The sequence below is a fragment of the Micromonospora sp. CNZ286 genome, assembly GCF_014207755.1.
In genome coordinates, this window is record NZ_JACHIZ010000001.1 from 4750254 (window position 1) to 4767605 (window position 17352).

At 74.5% G+C, this 17352-nt stretch carries 20 protein-coding genes and 1 pseudogene; 9 read left to right on the top strand and 12 right to left on the bottom strand.

The window, feature by feature from the left end:
* The 3 genes from FHX31_RS20720 to FHX31_RS20730 all read right to left on the bottom strand — a co-directional run bounded on the left by FHX31_RS20720 (nucleotide 1) and on the right by FHX31_RS20730 (nucleotide 2173).
* Nucleotides 1–891 carry a hypothetical protein gene (locus tag FHX31_RS20720; RefSeq protein ID WP_114919882.1) on the bottom strand — a complete coding sequence of 297 codons (891 nt, stop codon included), beginning with the start codon at nucleotides 889–891 and terminating at the stop codon, nucleotides 1–3.
* 47 nt (nucleotides 892–938) lie between these two features.
* Nucleotides 939–1553, bottom strand: a complete 615-nt coding sequence (locus tag FHX31_RS20725) for a dihydrofolate reductase family protein (protein WP_013474676.1) — start codon at nucleotides 1551–1553, stop codon at nucleotides 939–941.
* 83 nt (nucleotides 1554–1636) lie between these two features.
* Nucleotides 1637–2173 (bottom strand): DinB family protein, encoded by a 537-nt coding sequence (locus FHX31_RS20730; RefSeq protein WP_013474675.1) that lies wholly within the window; start codon nucleotides 2171–2173, stop codon nucleotides 1637–1639.
* A 90-nt stretch (nucleotides 2174–2263) separates the two neighbouring features.
* On the opposite strand from FHX31_RS20730, the pseudogene FHX31_RS20735 reads away from it, so the two are divergent.
* Nucleotides 2264–2371: pseudogene (locus tag FHX31_RS20735) on the top strand (ADP-ribosylation/crystallin J1); the annotation flags it as partial.
* A 48-nt stretch (nucleotides 2372–2419) separates the two neighbouring features.
* Here FHX31_RS20735 and FHX31_RS20740 read toward each other — a convergent pair.
* Nucleotides 2420–3157 carry a VOC family protein gene (locus FHX31_RS20740; RefSeq protein WP_184977034.1) on the bottom strand — a complete coding sequence of 246 codons (738 nt, stop codon included), beginning with the start codon at nucleotides 3155–3157 and terminating at the stop codon, nucleotides 2420–2422.
* Nucleotides 3158–3301: 144 nt separating this feature from the next.
* Between FHX31_RS20740 and FHX31_RS20745 the strand changes: the two genes are divergently transcribed.
* Nucleotides 3302–3727, top strand: a complete 426-nt coding sequence (locus tag FHX31_RS20745; protein ID WP_184977035.1) for an iron chaperone — start codon at nucleotides 3302–3304, stop codon at nucleotides 3725–3727.
* A gap of 25 nt (nucleotides 3728–3752) precedes the next feature.
* On the opposite strand, the gene FHX31_RS20750 is transcribed toward FHX31_RS20745, so the two are convergent.
* On the bottom strand, nucleotides 3753–4706 hold the full coding sequence (locus FHX31_RS20750; RefSeq protein ID WP_091329155.1) for an FAD-dependent oxidoreductase: 954 nt from the start codon (nucleotides 4704–4706) through the stop codon (nucleotides 3753–3755).
* Nucleotides 4707–4776: 70 nt separating this feature from the next.
* Nucleotides 4777–5499 carry a hypothetical protein gene (locus tag FHX31_RS20755; protein ID WP_091329157.1) on the bottom strand — a complete coding sequence of 241 codons (723 nt, stop codon included), beginning with the start codon at nucleotides 5497–5499 and terminating at the stop codon, nucleotides 4777–4779.
* Nucleotides 5500–5714: 215 nt separating this feature from the next.
* On the opposite strand from FHX31_RS20755, the gene FHX31_RS20760 reads away from it, so the two are divergent.
* The 3 genes from FHX31_RS20760 to FHX31_RS20770 are packed head-to-tail and all read left to right on the top strand — an operon-like array spanning nucleotide 5715 to nucleotide 6866.
* The gene (locus tag FHX31_RS20760; protein WP_013474669.1) at nucleotides 5715–6047 is read left to right on the top strand and encodes an ArsR/SmtB family transcription factor; all 333 of its coding nucleotides are present in this window, start codon (nucleotides 5715–5717) and stop codon (nucleotides 6045–6047) included.
* Nucleotides 6044–6520, top strand: a complete 477-nt coding sequence (locus FHX31_RS20765; RefSeq protein WP_071095976.1) for an SRPBCC family protein — start codon at nucleotides 6044–6046, stop codon at nucleotides 6518–6520. The genes FHX31_RS20760 and FHX31_RS20765 overlap by 4 nt, the downstream gene beginning before the upstream one ends.
* On the top strand, nucleotides 6498–6866 hold the full coding sequence (locus FHX31_RS20770; RefSeq protein ID WP_013285180.1) for a nuclear transport factor 2 family protein: 369 nt from the start codon (nucleotides 6498–6500) through the stop codon (nucleotides 6864–6866). Before FHX31_RS20765 ends, FHX31_RS20770 begins: the two co-directional genes overlap by 23 nt.
* On the opposite strand, the gene ftrA is transcribed toward FHX31_RS20770, so the two are convergent.
* Nucleotides 6833–7834, bottom strand: a complete 1002-nt coding sequence (gene ftrA / locus FHX31_RS20775; RefSeq protein WP_145822750.1) for a transcriptional regulator FtrA — start codon at nucleotides 7832–7834, stop codon at nucleotides 6833–6835. The two genes, FHX31_RS20770 and ftrA, sit on opposite strands and share 34 nt — an antisense overlap.
* A 62-nt stretch (nucleotides 7835–7896) precedes the next feature.
* On the opposite strand from ftrA, the gene FHX31_RS20780 reads away from it, so the two are divergent.
* Nucleotides 7897–8361 (top strand): rhodanese-like domain-containing protein, encoded by a 465-nt coding sequence (locus tag FHX31_RS20780; RefSeq protein WP_013285178.1) that lies wholly within the window; start codon nucleotides 7897–7899, stop codon nucleotides 8359–8361.
* 54 nt (nucleotides 8362–8415) lie between these two features.
* Nucleotides 8416–8994, top strand: coding sequence for a dihydrofolate reductase family protein (locus tag FHX31_RS20785; protein WP_091329161.1), 579 nt, complete (start codon nucleotides 8416–8418; stop codon nucleotides 8992–8994).
* Here the strand turns inward: FHX31_RS20785 and FHX31_RS20790 are convergent.
* Together FHX31_RS20790 and FHX31_RS20795 are read right to left on the bottom strand one after the other, a co-directional pair.
* The gene (locus tag FHX31_RS20790) at nucleotides 8976–9686 is read right to left on the bottom strand and encodes a helix-turn-helix domain-containing protein (protein WP_184977036.1); all 711 of its coding nucleotides are present in this window, start codon (nucleotides 9684–9686) and stop codon (nucleotides 8976–8978) included. The genes FHX31_RS20785 and FHX31_RS20790 overlap by 19 nt on opposite strands.
* Before the next feature lie 21 nt (nucleotides 9687–9707).
* Nucleotides 9708–10583 (bottom strand): sulfotransferase domain-containing protein, encoded by an 876-nt coding sequence (locus tag FHX31_RS20795; RefSeq protein ID WP_184977037.1) that lies wholly within the window; start codon nucleotides 10581–10583, stop codon nucleotides 9708–9710.
* A gap of 243 nt (nucleotides 10584–10826) precedes the next feature.
* Between FHX31_RS20795 and FHX31_RS20800 the strand changes: the two genes are divergently transcribed.
* Together FHX31_RS20800 and FHX31_RS20805 are read left to right on the top strand one after the other, a co-directional pair.
* The gene (locus tag FHX31_RS20800; RefSeq protein ID WP_184977038.1) at nucleotides 10827–14099 is read left to right on the top strand and encodes a hypothetical protein; all 3273 of its coding nucleotides are present in this window, start codon (nucleotides 10827–10829) and stop codon (nucleotides 14097–14099) included.
* 45 nt (nucleotides 14100–14144) lie between these two features.
* The gene (locus tag FHX31_RS20805; RefSeq protein ID WP_047891832.1) at nucleotides 14145–14570 is read left to right on the top strand and encodes a VOC family protein; all 426 of its coding nucleotides are present in this window, start codon (nucleotides 14145–14147) and stop codon (nucleotides 14568–14570) included.
* 3 nt (nucleotides 14571–14573) lie between these two features.
* Here FHX31_RS20805 and FHX31_RS20810 read toward each other — a convergent pair whose 3' ends face one another.
* The 3 genes from FHX31_RS20810 to FHX31_RS20820 form a co-directional block, all read right to left on the bottom strand.
* A complete protein-coding gene (locus tag FHX31_RS20810) occupies nucleotides 14574–15563 on the bottom strand; it encodes a BtrH N-terminal domain-containing protein (RefSeq protein WP_184977039.1) in 990 nt (329 codons plus the stop codon).
* Complete coding sequence (locus FHX31_RS20815) at nucleotides 15560–16642, bottom strand: DUF3800 domain-containing protein (RefSeq protein ID WP_184977040.1); 1083 nt, start codon at nucleotides 16640–16642, stop codon at nucleotides 15560–15562. Before FHX31_RS20815 ends, FHX31_RS20810 begins: the two co-directional genes overlap by 4 nt.
* 77 nt (nucleotides 16643–16719) lie before the next feature.
* A complete protein-coding gene (locus FHX31_RS20820; protein WP_184977041.1) occupies nucleotides 16720–17289 on the bottom strand; it encodes a DUF4240 domain-containing protein in 570 nt (189 codons plus the stop codon).
* Nucleotides 17290–17352: the final 63 nt, after the last annotated feature.

A 17352-nucleotide genomic window follows, 5' to 3' on the forward strand; every position in this document is an offset into this window, starting at 1 on the left:
TCAACCGGCCGCCGGCGCGGGCACCGCCGGTGCCGCGCGGTCCGCGCCGGTCAGCCCGGCGACGAGCAGCAGGTACGCGGCCAGCTCCACCACCGCCGTGAGGGCCGTCATCGGTTGCGGCATCGCGATCGTGGGTGTGATGGCGTACCAGGCGAACAGGGCGGTGCCGTCGGCCGAGACCGGCAGGCGCACGGCCTCGATGGCCGCGTCGAGCAGCGGCAACGCGAGCACCGCCAGCAGTGCCGCGCCGGTGGCGGCGAGCCGCCGGCCCCGTCCGGCCAGCAGCGCGGCGAGCGCCAGCGCGGCGAGTGCGAGCGCCAGCGGCGGCAGCACCGCGAGGACGAGCGCGGGCACGACATCGGCCTGGTCGTACCCCGGGCTGTCCACCCTGATCAGCGTGTTCCGGCTGCGGGTCTCCACGACCCGGGTACCGGCGGCGACGCCGATGTCGGCGACCCGGACGGCCGCGTACCCGACGACGGGCGCGGCGGCGACCGCCGCGGCGATCAGGTGCCGCCGCCGTCCACGACCCCGGTACGCGAGCAGCAGCACCGCCACCGCGACCAGCGCCGCCCAGCTCCCGGCGAGCGCCGCGTCGAAGCCGGCCGTCCGGTCGACGGCGCTGTCGCCGCTGCCGTACACCGTCCAGCCGACGTCCCCGGCGCCCGGCTCGGCCGGCATGGTGCGGACCGCGTCCACGATCAGCGGTACGAGCGCCGCCGGCACCGCCCAGCGCGGCGCCGGCAGTCCGGCGGCGACGGCGTAGCCGAGCAGCAGCGCCAGGCTCAGCACCTCCGCGCCGCGCCAAAGCGGTGCGGCCGTCAGGACGCCGACGACGTGGGCGACGGCGGACACGGCCGCGAGGATCAGCAGCAGCGGGGCGCGACGCACGCGGCGGATCCTTTCACGGCATGCCGCCTGCCGCCGCCCCGTGATCGTCAGCTGCCGGCCGGCACCTGGTCCTTGACGTCGTCGTAGCCGACAGCGCCCGGCGCCGGGGCCGGGGTGTAGATCACCCGGATCACGCCGGTCGGGTACGCCTCGGTCGCGGCCACCCGCAGGTGGTACGGCGCGTCGCCCTCGTCGAACAGCCGGCGGCCCTTGCGGGCGGCGACCGGGTGCACCAGCAGCCGCAGCTCGTCCACCAGGCCCGCGGCGAGCAGTTGCTGCACCACCGAGATCGAGCCGGGGATGAGGACGCCCTTGATGCCGGCGTCGGCCTTGAGCGCGCGCACGGCGTCCACCAGGTCGCCCTGGATCAGCTCCGAGTTGCGCCAGGAGAACTCCAGCGGCTGGCGGGACACGACGACCTTGCGCATGTCGCCGAGCTGCTTGGCGAACGGCGCGTCCTCGCCGCCGGCTGCCTCCCGGTCCGGCCAGGCGCCGGCGAAGCTGTCGTACGTCTCCCGGCCGATCAGCAGCACGTCGGAGGTGTCGTAGTCCTCGGTGACGGCGCGGCCCATGTTCTCGTCGAAGTACGGGAAGTGCCAGTCGGGGTCGATCTCGGCGACACCGTCGGCCGAGATGAACAGCGTGGAGATGACAGTGGCCATCGCGGTGCTCCTTCGCAGTGGGTTCGACGGGTTGACCGCCGCACCGTGTCAAACTCATCGGCCCGCGACGACGTCACCCGGGATCAGAACGGGAAATCCGGTGGCGCGCCCTCGCCCACGCGCCCGTCGACCGCCTCGCGGAGGAGGTCCGCGTGACCGGTGTGCCGGGCGTACTCCTCGATCATGTCGAGGAGCATCCTGCGGACGGTGGGGGTCCGGCCGTCCGGCCAGGTGAACGACGACGGCCCGGCCAGTCCACGTTCGGCGACGACGGCGTCGACCAGCCCGCGCGACCGCTGCACCGCTGCCCGCCACAGGGCGTACACGTCGTCCGGTGCGGCCTGCGCACCGAAGCGCCAGTCCCAGTCGGGTTCGGCATCGAAGTCGACGCCGTCCCACGGCGATCCGTATGCCTGACCGGCCACCTTCACGGCCAGCCAGTCCGCCTCGACCAGGGCCATGTGCGCGATCAGGCCGCCGAGCGTCATGGTGCTGGCGGCGGTGACCGCGCGCAGGCCCGTCTCGTCGAGCCCGTCGGTCTTCCAGGCGAACGTCCGCCGGTTGCGCTCCAGGACGGCCAGCAGCGCCTCGGCCTCGCTCTCGGTGGTCGCATCGTCCATCGCCGAAGCATAGGCAGCCGGCGAAATCCATGGGGGGCGGCGACGGTCCGCCGGTACGGTTCGCGGGACGAGACGCGAGAGGGGTACGCGATGACGGAGACGACGACGCTGTGGCGCCCGACCGGCCCGCGGGAGCTCGACCTCGTCCGCGCCTCCGGCTGGCGGGCCTGGCCGCCGCGGCTGCCGGACCAGCCGGTCTGACCGGCGCCGGGCGGGTGGTCGCGCCCGCCCGGCACCGCCGGTGGGTCAGGCCGGGGTGAGGACGCAGAACTCGTTGCCCTCCGGGTCGACCAGCACCCGCCACGGGATGTCGGCCCCGCCCAGGTCCGCGTCGGTGGCGCCGAGGGACCGCAGGCGGGCGGTCTCGGCGTCCAGGTCGTCCGACGCGTACGGGCGGACGTCGAGGTGGACACGGTTCCATCCGGTCTTCGCGTCGGTGCTGCGAGCGAACCGCAGGTACGGCCCGACGCCCTTGGCGGAGCGCAGCACGGCCTGCTGGTCGGTCACCTCGTGCACGGTCCAGTCGGTGGCCCGGCTCCAGAAGCCAGCCATGGCCCGGGGATCGGCGCAGTCGACCACCACCTCGGCGATCGGCCCGGTGTCCGCGTGCCGCGGGTTCGGCTCCCGTACGCAGAACTCGTTGCCCTCCGGGTCCGCCAGGACCGTCCACGGCGCGTCGCCCTGGCCCACGTCGGCGGGGGTGGCGCCGAGCGCGGTCACGCGCGCGACCAGCTCCGCGTGGTGCGCGGCCGAGGTGGTCGCGAGGTCGACGTGGACGCGGTTCTTCGCCGTCTTCGGTTCGGCGGAGACGACGAGGTCGACGTAGAGGAAGCGGGGGTCCGGGTAGGTGAAGCCCTCGGGTTCGAGGTTCGTCACGCCGGGGGCCTCGCTGGAGATCTCCCAGCCGAGCACCTTCGCCCAGAAGCCGCCGAGCGCCACCTCGTCGTGGGCCTTCATGTTGATCTGCACGAGCCGCGTTGCCATGGCCGCGATGCTAGGGCCTGGGCCGTGCCGGCGTGGTCCCGGCAGGTGATCAGGAATCGAGAAGCGCACCGTGACCGCCGCGCCATAGCGTTGTCCTCGGGCGGTCGGCACCACGCGGACCGCGAGCCACGAGGGGGAATCGAGATGTCCGACGGGTTCAGCGCCGAGGAACGCGCCGCGATGAAGGAGCGCGCGGCCGAGCTGCGCGCCGAGGGCAAGAAGGGCGCCAAGAAGGCCGACGACCTCCAGGCCGTGCTCGACCGGATCGCGCAGATGGCGCCGGAGGACCGCGAGCTGGCCGAGCGCGTGCACTTGACGATCACCTCCGCCGCGCCGGAGCTGTCGCCGAAGACCTGGTACGGCATGCCCGCGTACGCCAACGCGGCCGGCAAGATCGTCGTGTTCTTCCAGGATGCGGGGAAGTTCAAGTACCGCTACTCGACGCTGGGCTTCCAGGAGGCGGCGAACCTCGACGACGGCGACATGTGGCCGGCGTCGTTCGCGCTGGTGAAGTGGAGCCCGGAGGTGGAGAAGAAGATCACCGAGCTGGTGCGGGCCGCCGTGTCCTGACGGGGCCGCCGGACCGGCGGCCCCGTCAGGCGGCGGGCGCCGGGCCGAGGGCGAGCGCCGCGGCGTCGCGGGCGCAGCCCCAGGACAGCATCACGCCGTTGCCCGCGTGGCCGTAGTTGTGCACGACGAGCGCGTCGCCACGCCGCTCGGCCTCCACGCGCGGCGCCGCCCGGCCGGGACGCAGCCCGACGCGGTGTTCGAGGACCTCGGCGGCGGCCAGGGCGGGTTCGATCGCGACGCACCGGGCGAGGACGTCGGCCTCCTCGGCCGGATCGGGGGTGGTGTCGTCGCTGCGCCGCTGGCCGCCGCCGAGCACCACGTGGTCGCCGTGCGGGAAGATCGACGCCCATGTCGGCGCCATCGGCGCCTCCATGAAGAACCGGTCCAGGCCGGGGTTGCGCACCACGATCCGAGGGCCGCGCACCGGGTGCAGGCCGGTGTCGCCGGTCAGCGTCCGCGCCGCCAGCCCGGCGCAGTTGACCACCACGGGGGCCGACGTCGCCGCCTCGTCGAGGGAGGCCACCGGCGCAACCCGCACCTCGCCGCCGGCGTCCCGGAAACGTTCCAGGAGGTACGCGAGGTAGACCGGCATGTCGACCAGCGGCAGCCGGACGGTGAACGCGGTGCCGAAGCCGGCGGGGCGCTCGTCGTCGCCCAGCGACCGGAAGCCCGGCGTCTGGTCGGCGAACGAGGGCGTCGCCCCTTCCGGCCGGGCGGCGAGCGTGCCGTCGCGCCACGCCACGCCCGGCAGGGGCTCGGCGCCGAGCACCCGCAGCGTCTCGTCGGTCCAGGCGCGCTGCGGGTCGCCGGGCGGGGACAGATTCGGGCCGACCATCGCCCCGGCCAGCGCCGACGTCGTGTGCGCGGGCGGCGCCGCGGTGCGGACGAGCACCCGGGCGCCGCTCTCGACCAGCCGGATGCCGGTGCTGAGCCCGCTCACCCCCGCTCCGAGGACGACGACGTCCGGACGTGCGGCCATGGCGGCTCCATCCACTCGACGGTCGCGGCGGTCCGTCCATTCTGCACCCCCGGGTGGCGCGCCGCCGTCGCTAGCGCTGCCAGGAGTCGAGGCCGCGGACCGCGGACCGGGCGACGTCGTCGGCCAGGCCGGGGTCGTTGCTGGTGCCCTCCCAGCCCTGGTCGTGCACGACAGTGACCGCGTCGGCGACCCGGATCACGAGGATCTGGCTGGTGGTCCGGCCCTCGGCCGGGCTGCCGTCCAGGCCGGTCGCCGGCCGACTCACGGTGACCAGCAGGGCCTCGTCCCCGGTCCCGGCCATCGGCTGGGACCGGACGGTGACGGTGCCGCCCGAGGCCTGGAACGACCGGCAGTCCGCGACCGCGCCGCGGACCCGGCGCAGGTAGTCGGCCGCGCCGGTGCTCTCGAAGGCGAAGACGGTCTGGTGCAGCGTGCCGTAGGGGACGTTCTCCGGCGGGTCCTTCGGCTGCTTGTAGGCGCTCATCATGGCGGCGCTCGCGGTGACCGACCGTCCGCCGCTGCGGAACTCCTGGTCGCACAACCCGGGCAGCGCGTCGGTGACCTCCATCGGTTGCGCGTCGGACTTGCGCAGTTCCGGCGGCAGGTCGGCGAAGGCGGACGTCGGGATCGTCACGCGCCCGCCGGACGACTGCGACGCCGACGGCGTGAGGGCCGTGGGCGCCGGGGCCGCCGAGGTCGCGCCCGGCCCCGCGTCGCCGCCGCCGTCGTTCTCTCCGCCGTCGCCACACGCGCCGGCCAGCAGCGCGGTGACGAGCAGGGGTACGCCAAGCATCCGCCTACGGCGGCCCGGTGTCCTCACGTCGACCTCCGTCTCGTGCCCGTCCTGACGACGTTCCCTATGCCACACCGCCCGAAACGGCCGTTCCCGTCCCCTGCTTCCCCAACGCCCACACCCCCTGCCACGTTCCGGCGCGGAGGCCACCCGCCTGACCAGCAATATGCAAAGACTTGTTTGCGCAAACGTATGTTTGCGATAGCCTGCGGGGCATGCCCTCAGATCCCGACCTCGACCTCGCCTTCGCCGCCCTCGGCGACCCGGTCCGCCGCGCCCTGGTGACCCGCCTCGCCCGTGGTGAGGCCACAGTCGGCGAGCTGGGTGAGCCGTTCGACCTGACGCCGCAGGCAATCTCCCACCACGTCGGCGTCCTGCGCCGGTGCGGCCTGGTCGAGCAGCGACGCGAGGGCACACGGCGACCGTGCCGGCTGCGCGTCGACCGGCTCACCCGGCTGAGCACGTGGATCGACGAGCAGCGCCGCGCCTGGGACGACCGCCTCGACGCGCTGGAGACGCACCTCTCCGCTCCGGAGGCGACCCGGTGAGGGCGGCTACCGAACGACACGGCGACGAACTGATCGCCCGCCGCCATCTGCCCGCCCTGCCCGACCGGGTGTGGCATGCCTTCACCTCACCGACCGGGATCGCCGCGTTCTGGGGCGGCTCGCACGCCACCGTGCCGCAGGCGTCGGTGACTGTCGACCTGCGACCCGGCGGGGAGTTCGCGCTCGACACCCGTGCCCCGGACGGCCGGACCGGGCGGCTGCGGTTCGTCTACGTACGCGTCGAACCGCCGAGCGAGCTGGTGTTCGACGAGCCGGTCACCGGCCTGCGCACCACAGTCACGCTGCGGCCCGCCGGACACGGCACCGACCTCACCGTGCACCAGCGCAAGCTTCCGCCCGAGCTGCGCACCGACCAGGCGGCCGACGGGCTCGCCTCGATCCTCGACGCCCTCGCCGCCCACCTCCGACACCACGACGATGGAGACAGCAGTGACCCGAGCAACCCAGCGTGACCTGGTCGCCGAATACTTCGACGGCTTCCGGGCGAGCGACCACGAGCGCATCCTCGCCACGCTCACCGACGACGTCGAGTGGGTCATCCACGGCCACCGCACCACCCGGGGCCGGACGGAGTTCGACGGCGAGATCGAGAATCCGGCCTTCACCGGCAGCCCGCAGCTCGACGTCGAGCGCGTGCACGAGGACGGGCCGGTCGTCGTGGTGACCGGCGAGGGCCGGGGCGTCAGCGTCGAGCACGGGCCGTTCCGCTTCGCCTTCAACGACCTGTTCACGTTCCGGGACGGGCTCATCGCCCGCGTCGACTCCTACGTCGTACCGCTGGGGTCTGCCGGGTCGTGAGCGTGGCGGCCGCCGGGCCGGGTGAAGGCCCGGCGGTACGCCGACGGCGAGGTCCGCATCGCGGCGGTGAAGTGGTGCCGGAACGTCACCGCCGTCTCGAACCCGACCGTCGTGGCGACCTCCTCGATCGGCGCGGTGGTGGTCTCCAGCAGCGGGAGGCTGGCCTGGACGCGCCGGTCGATCAGCCACCGGATCGGGGTGGTGCCGGTGGCCCGCGCGAAGTGCCGCAGGTAGGTACGGGCCGACATGTGCGCCCGCCGTGCCAGCCGGTCGACGGTGATCGGGGCGCTGAGGTTCGCCAGCGCCCAGGACATGCTGGCGGCGAGCCGGTCGTCCTCGGGGTCGCCGGGCACCGGCGCCTCGATGAACTGCGCCTGACCGCCTTCGCGGTGCGGCGGTACGACCAGCCGGCGGGCGACCGCGTTGGCGATCGTCGGACCGTGGTCGCGGCGTACCAGGTGGACGCAGAGGTCGAGACCGGCAGCGCTGCCGGCGCTGGTGAGGATGTCGCCGTCGTCGACGTAGAGCACGTCCGGGTCGACGCGTACCGCCGGGTGGCGCCGGGCGAGCAGGTCGGCGTACCGCCAGTGGGTGGTGGCGCGGCGGCCGTCGAGCAGGCCCGCGCCGGCCAGGGCGAACGCGCCCGAGCAGATCGACACGATCCGCGCGCCGCGCCGGTGGGCCGCGCGGAGCGCGTCGGTGAGCGCTGGTGACGGGTCGGCGTGCACATCGGCGACGCCAGGCACGATCAGCGTGCCGGCGGCGGCGAACGCGTCGAGGCCGTGGCCGGTGTGCAGCGTCGCGCCGCCGACCAGCCGCACCGCGCCGGGTGTCTCCGCGCAGACGGTCAGCTCGTACCAGCCGACGTCGAACTCCGGGCGGGGCAGGCCGAAGACCTCCGTGACGATTCCGGTCTCGAACGCCGACATGCCCTCGTACGCCAGCACCGACACGGTGGCACGGGTCATGGCGGGATCTTAGCGAACAGCGTCGCTCGCGCCACTGGAGCGACCGGACGGCGGCCACCACGATGGGTGCCATGTCGAACGTTCTGCGCATCCCCGCTGCCCGTCCCGCCGACGCCCTCGCCCACTTCGCGGCCCGGCTCACCTTCGAGGCCGACGTCAGCGACGTGCACGCCGACCTGGAGGCGGGCGTGACCGGCCTGGTCGTGATCGACTCGCGCTCCCTTCCGGCGTGGCGGCAGGGGCACATCCCCGGCGCCGTGCACCTGCCCACCGCGGAGATCGCCGGCCGGGCGGGCGAGCTGGTACCGGCGGACGCCACTGTGGTCACGTACTGCTGGGGGCCGGGCTGCAACGGCGCCACCCGCGCGGCGCGGGAGTTCGCCCGGCTCGGCCGGCCGGTCAAGGAGATGATCGGCGGGTACGAGTACTGGGTGCGGGAGGGCTTCCCGGTACGCACCGAGGCCGGGCTGGTCCGGCGGCCCGCCGACGACCTCACCGCCCCGGCCGGCGCGACGTGCGGCTGCTGAGGCGTGTCGGTTCCGTACAAGACGGCAGGTGGTGGCCGTTCCTAGCATGGCCGCATGCGTGATCTTGTCTACACCGGATTCATGTCGCTCGACGGCGTGGTGGACTCCCCCGGCGGCGGTCCGGGCGAGGAGCACCGCAGCGGCGGCTGGGTCTTCAAGGACGTCGAGTTCCTGCCGGAGGCGTTCTCGCTCAAGGGTGAGGAGTTGGAACAGACCACGGCGCTGATGTTCGGACGGCGCAGCTACGAGGCGTTCGCGCCGACCTGGCGCGACTCCGAGGACCACGCCGCCTACCGGGACCTGCCGAAGTACGTAGTGTCGTCAAGCCTGCCCGAGGACGCGCTGATCGACGGCTGGGGACCGCTGACCGTCCTGCGGAGCACCGCCGACGTCGCCGCGCTCAAGCAGGGCGACGGCGGCGACATCTTCATCCACGGCAGCGCCGAACTCGCCCGCCGTCTCGCCGAGGCGGACCTGATCGACAGGTACCACCTGCTCGTCTTCCCGGTGCTGCTCGGCGCCGGCAAGGGCCTGTTCAGCCAGGCGGACCGGGACCGGCAGACACTGCGTCTGCGCGACTCCGCCGCCTACCCCAACGGCGTCGTCAAGCTGATCTACGACGTGACCCGCTGAGCCGGGTCCAGCGCTATCGCACCACCGGCGCCCGCGCGCAGCTCACCGGCCGTCCGTCCGACGTACCGGCGCAGCGCGCGGGCCAGGTGCGGTTCGTCCACGTACCCGAAGGTGGTGACCGCGTCGGCGGGCGGGCCGCCGGCGGCCAGCAGCACGGCGGCGCGGCGCGCGCGGTCGATCTGCCGCACCGCGCCCCGGGTCAGCCCGGTCGCCGCGCGGAACCGGCGTTCGAGGGTACGCGGTGACGCCGGTGGACGGCCGCCGCGCAGCGTCTCGATGACGAGCGGGTCGCGGACCACCGCACCGGCACGGACCAGCCGGTCCACCAGGGCCTCGGCGTCGTCCGGGCCGGGTGTGGGCCACCGGCCGCCGTCGAGCCGGAACGTCCGGCGGCTCACGTCGGGCAGCTCGGCGCCGCTGTCCACCAGCTCGGGCGTGGGTACGAGCCGCAGCGAGGTGCCCACCGCGAACTCGATGCCGACGAATGTGGCGCCCTCGGGCACCGGCGCGGTGCCGGTCGCGGTCTCGGGGCCGGAGACGGCCGCGTGGGAGCGCCCGTCGCGCTGCCAGAACACGAGCCCCCAGCAGGGGGTCGCCACCGAGGTCATCTCGTCGACCCGATCGCTGGTGCAGGTCCACACGGTGTCGATCCAGGCCGAGTCGGACGCCCGGGTGGTGAACCGCAGCTCCACGGCAGGAGCATACGGCGACCGTCAGCGGGCGGCGGTCTCGTCCCGGGCGGGGTAGCCGAGGATCTCCGCGAGGTCACCGGCCGCCTTCGTGTACGCGGCGTAGATGTCGTCGTCGAAGTGGTTGCGCCAGTCGCCGGACGCACCCTTGCGGTAGTGGGAGATCCGCCCGGGGGTCTCCTTGGACTTCTTCATCCTGGTGAAGCTGTAGCGCGCCAGCAGGGCCTCCAGCTCGGCCGGGGGCAGCGTGATGCCGCAGTGCCGCAGGAGCTGGTCGACCTCTTCGGCCTGCCGCTCGCCGGTGAGGTCCTCGTAGCGGAACAGCCGGAACGTCTCGGCGCTCGGTGCGACCGCCCAGGACCGCATCTGCCCGAACTGCTTCTTGTCGCGCAGGCGGTCGATGACGTAGAGCATGCCCTCCTTCTTCGGCAGTTCCTGGAGGGCCTTGCGTGCCTGCGGGATGTCGCCCATCGGGGCGTGCGAGTTGCGCAGCGAGAAGTAGCTGGAGACGACAACGTCGCGCGGGTCGCGGATCACGAAGAACGCGCGGTAGCTGCCGGCCTTGGGCACTGCCTCGAACCGCTTGTGGGAGAGGAAGATCGCCAGGCCGATGCGGCCGACCGGCACCGGCGCGGTCGCCCCGCCGGAGTAGAAGCGCGGGTCGTAGGGCAGCATCCCGCAGTGGCGGTAGACGGCCGGGTCGCTGAACAGCGCCTTGATCCACTGGCTGCCGGTCTTGCGGACGGTGCAGTGGAAGATGTTGTCGAACTCGCTACGGGCCACCACCGGAACGGTGAGTCGCATGCGGGCGTTGCGCGCTTCCATCTGCGCCCGCCGGGCCTTGACGCGCAGAGAATTCGGCGAATTGTGCTTGGCGAATTCGACGGCCCGATTAATCATTTCCCAACCTCATCCGGACCCCGCGGAGCAGGGGCAGCACGAACACCTTTCCGCACGTCACGCAGGTGAAGTCCGCAGACCTCGCCTGCTCCGCCCCGCGCCCCGACGCGCCGCTAGGAATATCCCCGACGGTCCGATTGATGTCAATCCCGGACAGCTGGGAGTAAGCTGAAAATCTACAATTTCCATAGGAGTTGCGGAATAAGCGCGAGGGGCACCCGCGCGGAACCGCGCACCGGCACAATGAGCGCCGTGCTCACCGCCACCCGCGACCTGCTGACCGCCCTCGACCCGCTGTCCCACCGCGACCGGACGCGGCGTCTCGTGGCATGGGCACGCACCGCGCCCGACCGTGCGCAGGTCTGCGCCGACCTGCGCCGGCACGGGCCCTACGAGCGGCGTCTCGCGCTGCTCGCCGCGCTGGCCAGCCGGGACACCGCGGCCGTCCTGGCCGCGACGTTCGACCCGGAACCCTCGATCGCCGCCACCGCGCTGACCGCCGCCGTGCGGGCCGGCGTGACGCCCGCCGACCTGACCGACCGGCCGGCGAACGCACGGCGGCGCGTCTACCGGACGCTGCGCCGCCGGCCGTCGCCCGCCGTCGCCGACGCGCTGATCATCGGGGTACGCGAGCGGTTCGGCGACCACGAGGCCGCCGCGCTGCTGCCGGCCTGCGGCCCCGAGACGGTACGGGCCTGGCTGCCCGACCTGGAACACGCGCTGAACCCGGAACGGCTGATGCGGACGCACAGCGACATCGTTCTGGCGCGCACCGGTGAGCGGCTCGCCGCGGCCCCGCCCGAGTCGCGCGGGCGGATCTGGGCGGAGGCCGCCGGCGCGGTGCTGCGCGGTGAGCCCGCGCGGGCCCTGGACCTGCTCGACGCGTACGCGCCCGAGGAGTCGCTGCCCGGCCCGATCGTCGCGTACGGGCGGCTCGCCGCACACGACGCGCGCCGGGTCGTACGCCTGCTCACGTCGCCCGGCCGCGCGGCCTGGCTGGCCCGGACCGTGCTGCCCCGGGCGCTGCTGCTCCGCCTCACCACGCTGCCCACTGGTGAACTGGTCCCGCTGGCCGCCCGGCTGCGGGAGCACGACCGGGCGCTCGCCGCGTTGCTGCGCGCCGTGCCGCCGAACCGCCGCGCCGAGCTGTACGACGGAGCGCTGGCCGACACCGACACCACGGCGCTGCTACCCGGCGCCGCGGTGATGGAGGTGCTGCCGGCGGCGGTACGGGCACGCGAGGCGGCCCGCGTGCTGACCCTCCCGTCCGTCCGGGAGCGGGAGGAGCAGGTGCGGTTCTGGAGCGCGTACCTGCCGTGGCCGGAGGCGTCCGCGTCGGCGAGCGCGGCGCTGCGCTCCGGCGACGCGGACGAACGGGCGGACGGGTGGCGGCTGCTGGTGGCGGCCGCGCGCCGCTCCCGTGATCCGCGGACGGTGGCCCAGGTGGTGGTCCGGCTGGGCCGGCTGCGCAACGAGCAGGACCCGGTACGCGCCGCCGCGCTCACCGCGCTGGCCACTGTGGCGCCGCTGCTCACCGATACGAGCGCGGGCGGGCTGACCGGGCTCACCACCGACGCGGTCGACGCGCGGGACACCTCGGCGACCACCACCACGGCGTTGAGCCGGCTCGCCGTCGACGTCCTCACGCTTCACGTGGACGTGCCGGAGCTGACCGAGTGGGCACTGCGCACGATCGACGCGGTGAGCAGCGACGCGAACGTGCCGGTGCTGCGCCGGCTCGACATGGTGCTGCGCCACGGCCAGGAGAGGGTGGTGTTCGACCGGCTGCGCGGCCGGATCGAGGCCGGCATGGCGCGCGGCCGGTACGGACTGCTGTTCGCGCTCACCCCCGCGCTCGGCCGGCGCGCCTGGCGTCTGCCGGAGCTTCAAGACCTGCTGCGCCGGACGATCGGGCCGGACACCCTGCCCGCTGTGGCCCGTACGGCCGTCGGGCTGTGGCTCGCCGATCCGCGTACCCGCTCGCGGCGCGTCGCCGAGGTGCTCGACGTCGACGCGTCGGCGGTGGCGATCCACGAGGTGTGGGCGATCGTCTGCACGTCCCGCACCGACCTGCTCGACCGCGTGCTGGACCGGCCGCCGCGCGGCCGGTTCGTGGAGAACGGGAAGCGGTGGGTGCCCGGCCCGGCGCCGCGGGCACAGCGGTGGCTCCCCCGCCACCAGGAACGCTTCGTGGCGCTTCAGGCGCGCGTCGTCGCCGACTCCGGTCACCGGGTGTGGCAGCGGGCGGCGGCGATCCGGGCCGCCGCCGGGGCCGGCCCGGCCGGACGCGAGATGGTGCTGCGCCACGTCGACGCGTCCGAGGTGCCGGTCGCCGAGGCGGCGCTGGGCGCGCTGGTCTGGACCGACCGGCCGGACGAGGCGTTCCCGCTGCTGCTGCGGTACGCCGACGGCGACCGGGCGCGCGTCGCGCTGTACGCCGCCGGACGGGCCGCCCGCCACGTCCCGCCGGTCCGGCTGGCCGAGTTGCTGGGCGGGGTGCTCACCGGCGCCGCGAAGGTCACCGGCCGCAAGGAGGCCGCGCGGCTCCTGGCCCGCTACGCGCAGGTGGACGTGATGGTGGTGCTCGGGAAGGCGTACGCCGATCGGGGCACGCACCGCGACGTGCGCGCGGCGATCGTCTCCGCCGCCCGGCAGCGGCTGGGGACCGAGGCGGGCTGGACGGTGCTGCGCGCGGCGGTGCACGCCGGCCGGGAGGAGCGGCGGGCGGTGCTCGGCGCGTACCCGTCGGGGATCTCGGAGCGCCACCGCCGCGCCTACGCCGCGCTGGTGGTGCAGGCGTGCCGGGCCGACGACCGGGAGGTCCGGCGCGCCGCGTTCGACGCGCTCGGCGAGTGGTCGCCGTGGCTGACCGGCGTCACCGACCTGGTCGTGGACCGGCTCACCGACCCGGACGAGACGACGCCGGCCATCGGGGTGGCGAACCTGCTGCGGGCCGGTGGCGACACGGCGTTCCGGGCCGCGCTGGCCCGGCTGGTGGAGCGGGACGCGGCCGACGACGACCCGGGTGGCCCGGCCGCCGACCGGCCCGCCCGGCGGCGCGTCGAACTGCTCACGGAGGGCGCGGCCCTCTGGTCCGACAGCCGCCCCGCCGGCGCCGACCGGGCCGGGCTGGTCGAGGCGGCGCGGTGGCTCGCCGGCCAGGACGGCTTCCTGGGTACGGCCACCGGGCTGCTCGTCGAACTCGGCCGGCTCGACGAGCTGGACGAGGTCGCCGCACTCTGCGCCGGCCGGCCCGTGGTAGCGGTCCGCACCGCGCAACGCGTCGGCGATCGCCTGCTCACCATGCGGCGGCGGCCCGATCCGGCGGCCCTCGCCGAGACGGTGGACCACCTCGCCGGGCGCGGAGACCTGGCCGGTGGCCTGTTCGCGGTGGCGCTGGTCGCGCACGGGTCGGAGTTCGGCTGGAAGACGCCGTGGCGGGACCTGCTCGTCGGATTGCGCCGTCATCCGGACGCCGACGTACGGGAGGCCGCGTACACGCTCGACATGAGCTGACCACGCCGGGCGTCGCCCTATGCTCGGAGCGTGACGCTTCAGCGGATGGATCACGTCAGCGTCGTGGTGGACGACCTGCCGGCCGCGATCGCCTTCTTCACCGAACTCGGGATGGAGGTGGAGGGCGAGATGCCGGTCGAGGGGCAGTGGGTGGACCGGGTCAACGGCATCGACGGCGTGCGGGTCGACATCGCGATGATGCGGACGCCGGACGGCCACGGCAAGCTCGAACTGACGCGGTTCCGGGCGCCGGCACTCGTCGCCGCCGAACCGCCGGACGCGCCGCCGAACACGCTGGGCCTGCGGTCGGTCATGTTCGCCGTGGACGACGTCGACGACACGGTGGCCCGGCTGCGGGCCCACGGCGGTGAGCTGATCGGTGAAGTGGCGGAGTACGGGGACGTCTACCGGCTCTGCTACCTGCGCGGCCCGGCGGGCGTCATCGTGGCGCTGGCCGAGCAGCTCGGCTGACGCCTACCCGGCGTCGACGGCGGCCAGCACCGTCATCGCCTCGCGTTCGCGGACGGCCAGGTCGGCGAGGACCGCAGACGCGCGGGTCAGGTGGGCGGCGTCCCCGGTCCGCCCGGCGGTGGCGATGTGGTCGGCGACGGCGGTCCACAGCGGCGCGATGTCGGCGTACATCAGTTGTGCCCGGCGCAGGTGGGCGTCACCGGTGACGGTGGCGGCCTCGGCGAGGAAGTCCCGGTACATGGTGCGGAACAGCGCGCCGCCGGTGCCGCCGCGTTCCATCAGCGTCGCGGCGAGCGGAAGGTCGCGTGCCGGATCGGCGGCGCGGTCCAGCCAGCGGGTCACCCGGGCGGCGGCGGTGGCGATCCCCCGGTGGCCGAGGTTGGCGATCGGCGGGTCGAGGAACGCCCTGGCGTTGGCGCGTACCGCCGCGCGGACGGCGACGTCCAGGTCCGGCGGGCCGCCGGGCGCGGTGAGCGTGTACGACAGGTGGCGCGCGGTCATCGGCCCGCGCGCGGCGCGGGCCCGGGTCAGGCTGTCCAGCGTGGTGGTCACCGCGCCACCCTGCTGGGCGGTGTCGACCAGATGGGCGTGTGAGTCGTCGTAGCCGTACACGGCGACTGTGTGCCCGCCGAAGTGGACCCGGGTGGTGAAGTAGTCCAGGTGGTACGAGTCCAGTTGCAGGCCGACCGGATGCCCGGCGTCCAGCGCCTCGGTGACGTTCCGCCACGCCCTGGCCGCCGACGTCGTCTCCCGGACGCGCAGGTCCAACCCGAGGCGGCCGGCTGCGGCGCGGGTCACGCACAGCGGCTTGGTGCGCCCGCCGAGGAACGGCACGTCCATGCCCTTGGCGTCCCAGTAGACGAAGCCGAGCCCCTCGCCGAGACCGAACAGCATCGGCTCGGACAGGTCCAGGCCCGCGTGCCGGGTCAGCACGCCGAGCGTGGTGGTCTCGCAGTGCACCCCGCCGGTCGGCGTCACGTCGTCGAGAATCACGTCGCCTCCTGTTCCGCCGTCACGGCGCTCGGATCGTGCGTCGCGGCGACGGCGCCCGGATCGTGCGCTCCAGCGGCGGTGCCCGGGGCGTCCCCGGAGGGCGGGGCCAGCAGCGGGCGCAGCGGTCCGTCGCCGGGGATGCCGGGCATCCGGCGGGCCACCCCGGCCAGCAGGTCGGCGGCCTGGACGCGCGGGTCGTCGCGCGAATCGGTCATCACCAGCCCGGCCAGCGGTGACGGACCGGCCGGGTCGACCGCGGCCAGTGCCGCCTGGAGGCGGCGCAGCCGGTCCTGGGTGAGCGCGCTCTGCTCGTCGTGGATCACCAGCACCGGCCGCCGGCCGCCGCTCCAGTGCAGGACGGTCTCGGCCAGCGCCGGCAGCAGCGGCTCCAGCGGTGGCGGGATCGTCCGGTCGCCCGCGTACAACCTGGCCTGCACCTCAGCCACCCGGGCCGGATCGAGCGCGTCGAGGACCGCGCCGGCCGCCTCGTCGCCGACGTGACGCCGTAACGCGTCCCGCGCGGCGAAGAACCGTTGCATGCTCCGGTCGTCCGCCCGATCCCGACGCTTGGTGCGCAGCATCTCGACGACGGCGGCGAGGAAGACCGCCCAGCCGGGTCCGGCCGCCCGCCCGGCCCGGTGCAGCGCCGCCGCGGCCTGACGCCGGTCACCGGCGAGGCGGGTGCCCGCCGCGTACGACGGCTCGGCCAGCAGCAGGTCGACGACCCGGGTGGCGAGGAAGAACTCCTTGTCGACCAGGTGCACGTGCGCCCGGCCGCGCAGCGCGGACAGGAACCACTCCACCGCCTCGGCGGCCTCGCGGCGGCGCAGGAACTGCCGGGACTTGACCTCGTCGGGCGAGAACCGGAACCCGGACCGCAGCGTACGGATCAACGCAGCGGCCTCGTCACGGCTCAGGTCGACGCTGGCGTGGACGATCACCGGGGTGGCCGGATCGAGCAGGTTGGTCCCGGAGAAACCGGACTCGTCGCAGGCGATCTCCAGCACCGCGCCGGTCAGCGCCTCGCCGGGTGGCAGCCCACCCTGCAGCGGCAGCCTCGCACCCGTCGACCCGGCCATGCCGACCATGCTCGCCCACCCGGCCCGCGGCGGACCAGCGGTTAACCCGGATCGGGCCGGAGGCGGGTCGCGCCGGCTCATTCCAGCGGCCGGTAGATCGCGGTCAGGCGCGGCAGGCGGGCGCGCATCTGCTCGTCGTCGTCGAAGTCGAAGTCCTCACCGGCCGGGTCGGCCGGCGCCCGGTCGTCTGCAGCCCGGTCGGCGGCGTCGAGCGCCTCCCAGAACGCGTCGGTGCCGGCGCCGGTCGCCTCGGCGTAGGCGTCGCCCGCCGCGCTCAGCACCGCCTCGCACTCGACCGCGTCGTCTTCCGGGTCGACGCCGGCCCCGGCGAGCGAGTCGGGATCGGCGACGGCCCGCTCCCAGACCGCCCGCCCCTGCGCGACCAGCCAGCCGCGGAAGTAGTCGAACCCGTCGTCCGAGCAGCCGCCGCGCATGAGATAGGCGGCCGCCCACAGGTCCCAGCGCCACGCCTCCAGATTCACGTCGTCGTACGCCTGCTCGAAGCCCACGATCGCTGCCGGGCTCAGCGTCGACAGCTCCGCGACGAGGTGCCGGGCCACCGCGTCGGCCCCCTCGGCGGTGACCGTCTCGCGGCCCGCGGCGCCACGCGCCCGCTCCACGATGTCCCAGAACGTCTCCCGATCCACGGCGGGACCGTACGCCGGCCCACCGACAAGCTGTCAGCGGCCGTGTCAGCGCCGTGTCAGGGC

What these genes read in the sequence shown, in the direction of transcription:
- FHX31_RS20725 (WP_013474676.1), bottom strand. Translation starts at nt 1,553, where the DNA reads ATGGCCACTGTCATCTCCACGCTGTTCATCTCGGCCGACGGTGTCGCC.
- FHX31_RS20730 (WP_013474675.1), bottom strand. Translation starts at nt 2,173, where the DNA reads ATGGACGATGCGACCACCGAGAGCGAGGCCGAGGCGCTGCTGGCCGTC.
- FHX31_RS20740 (WP_184977034.1), bottom strand. Translation starts at nt 3,157, where the DNA reads ATGGCAACGCGGCTCGTGCAGATCAACATGAAGGCCCACGACGAGGTG.
- FHX31_RS20745 (WP_184977035.1), top strand. Translation starts at nt 3,302, where the DNA reads ATGTCCGACGGGTTCAGCGCCGAGGAACGCGCCGCGATGAAGGAGCGC.
- FHX31_RS20750 (WP_091329155.1), bottom strand. Translation starts at nt 4,706, where the DNA reads ATGGCCGCACGTCCGGACGTCGTCGTCCTCGGAGCGGGGGTGAGCGGG.
- FHX31_RS20755 (WP_091329157.1), bottom strand. Translation starts at nt 5,499, where the DNA reads ATGCTTGGCGTACCCCTGCTCGTCACCGCGCTGCTGGCCGGCGCGTGT.
- FHX31_RS20760 (WP_013474669.1), top strand. Translation starts at nt 5,715, where the DNA reads ATGCCCTCAGATCCCGACCTCGACCTCGCCTTCGCCGCCCTCGGCGAC.
- ftrA (WP_145822750.1), bottom strand. Translation starts at nt 7,834, where the DNA reads ATGACCCGTGCCACCGTGTCGGTGCTGGCGTACGAGGGCATGTCGGCG.
- FHX31_RS20780 (WP_013285178.1), top strand. Translation starts at nt 7,897, where the DNA reads ATGGGTGCCATGTCGAACGTTCTGCGCATCCCCGCTGCCCGTCCCGCC.
- FHX31_RS20785 (WP_091329161.1), top strand. Translation starts at nt 8,416, where the DNA reads ATGCGTGATCTTGTCTACACCGGATTCATGTCGCTCGACGGCGTGGTG.
- FHX31_RS20795 (WP_184977037.1), bottom strand. Translation starts at nt 10,583, where the DNA reads ATGATTAATCGGGCCGTCGAATTCGCCAAGCACAATTCGCCGAATTCT.
- FHX31_RS20800 (WP_184977038.1), top strand. Translation starts at nt 10,827, where the DNA reads ATGAGCGCCGTGCTCACCGCCACCCGCGACCTGCTGACCGCCCTCGAC.
- FHX31_RS20805 (WP_047891832.1), top strand. Translation starts at nt 14,145, where the DNA reads ATGGATCACGTCAGCGTCGTGGTGGACGACCTGCCGGCCGCGATCGCC.
- FHX31_RS20815 (WP_184977040.1), bottom strand. Translation starts at nt 16,642, where the DNA reads ATGGCCGGGTCGACGGGTGCGAGGCTGCCGCTGCAGGGTGGGCTGCCA.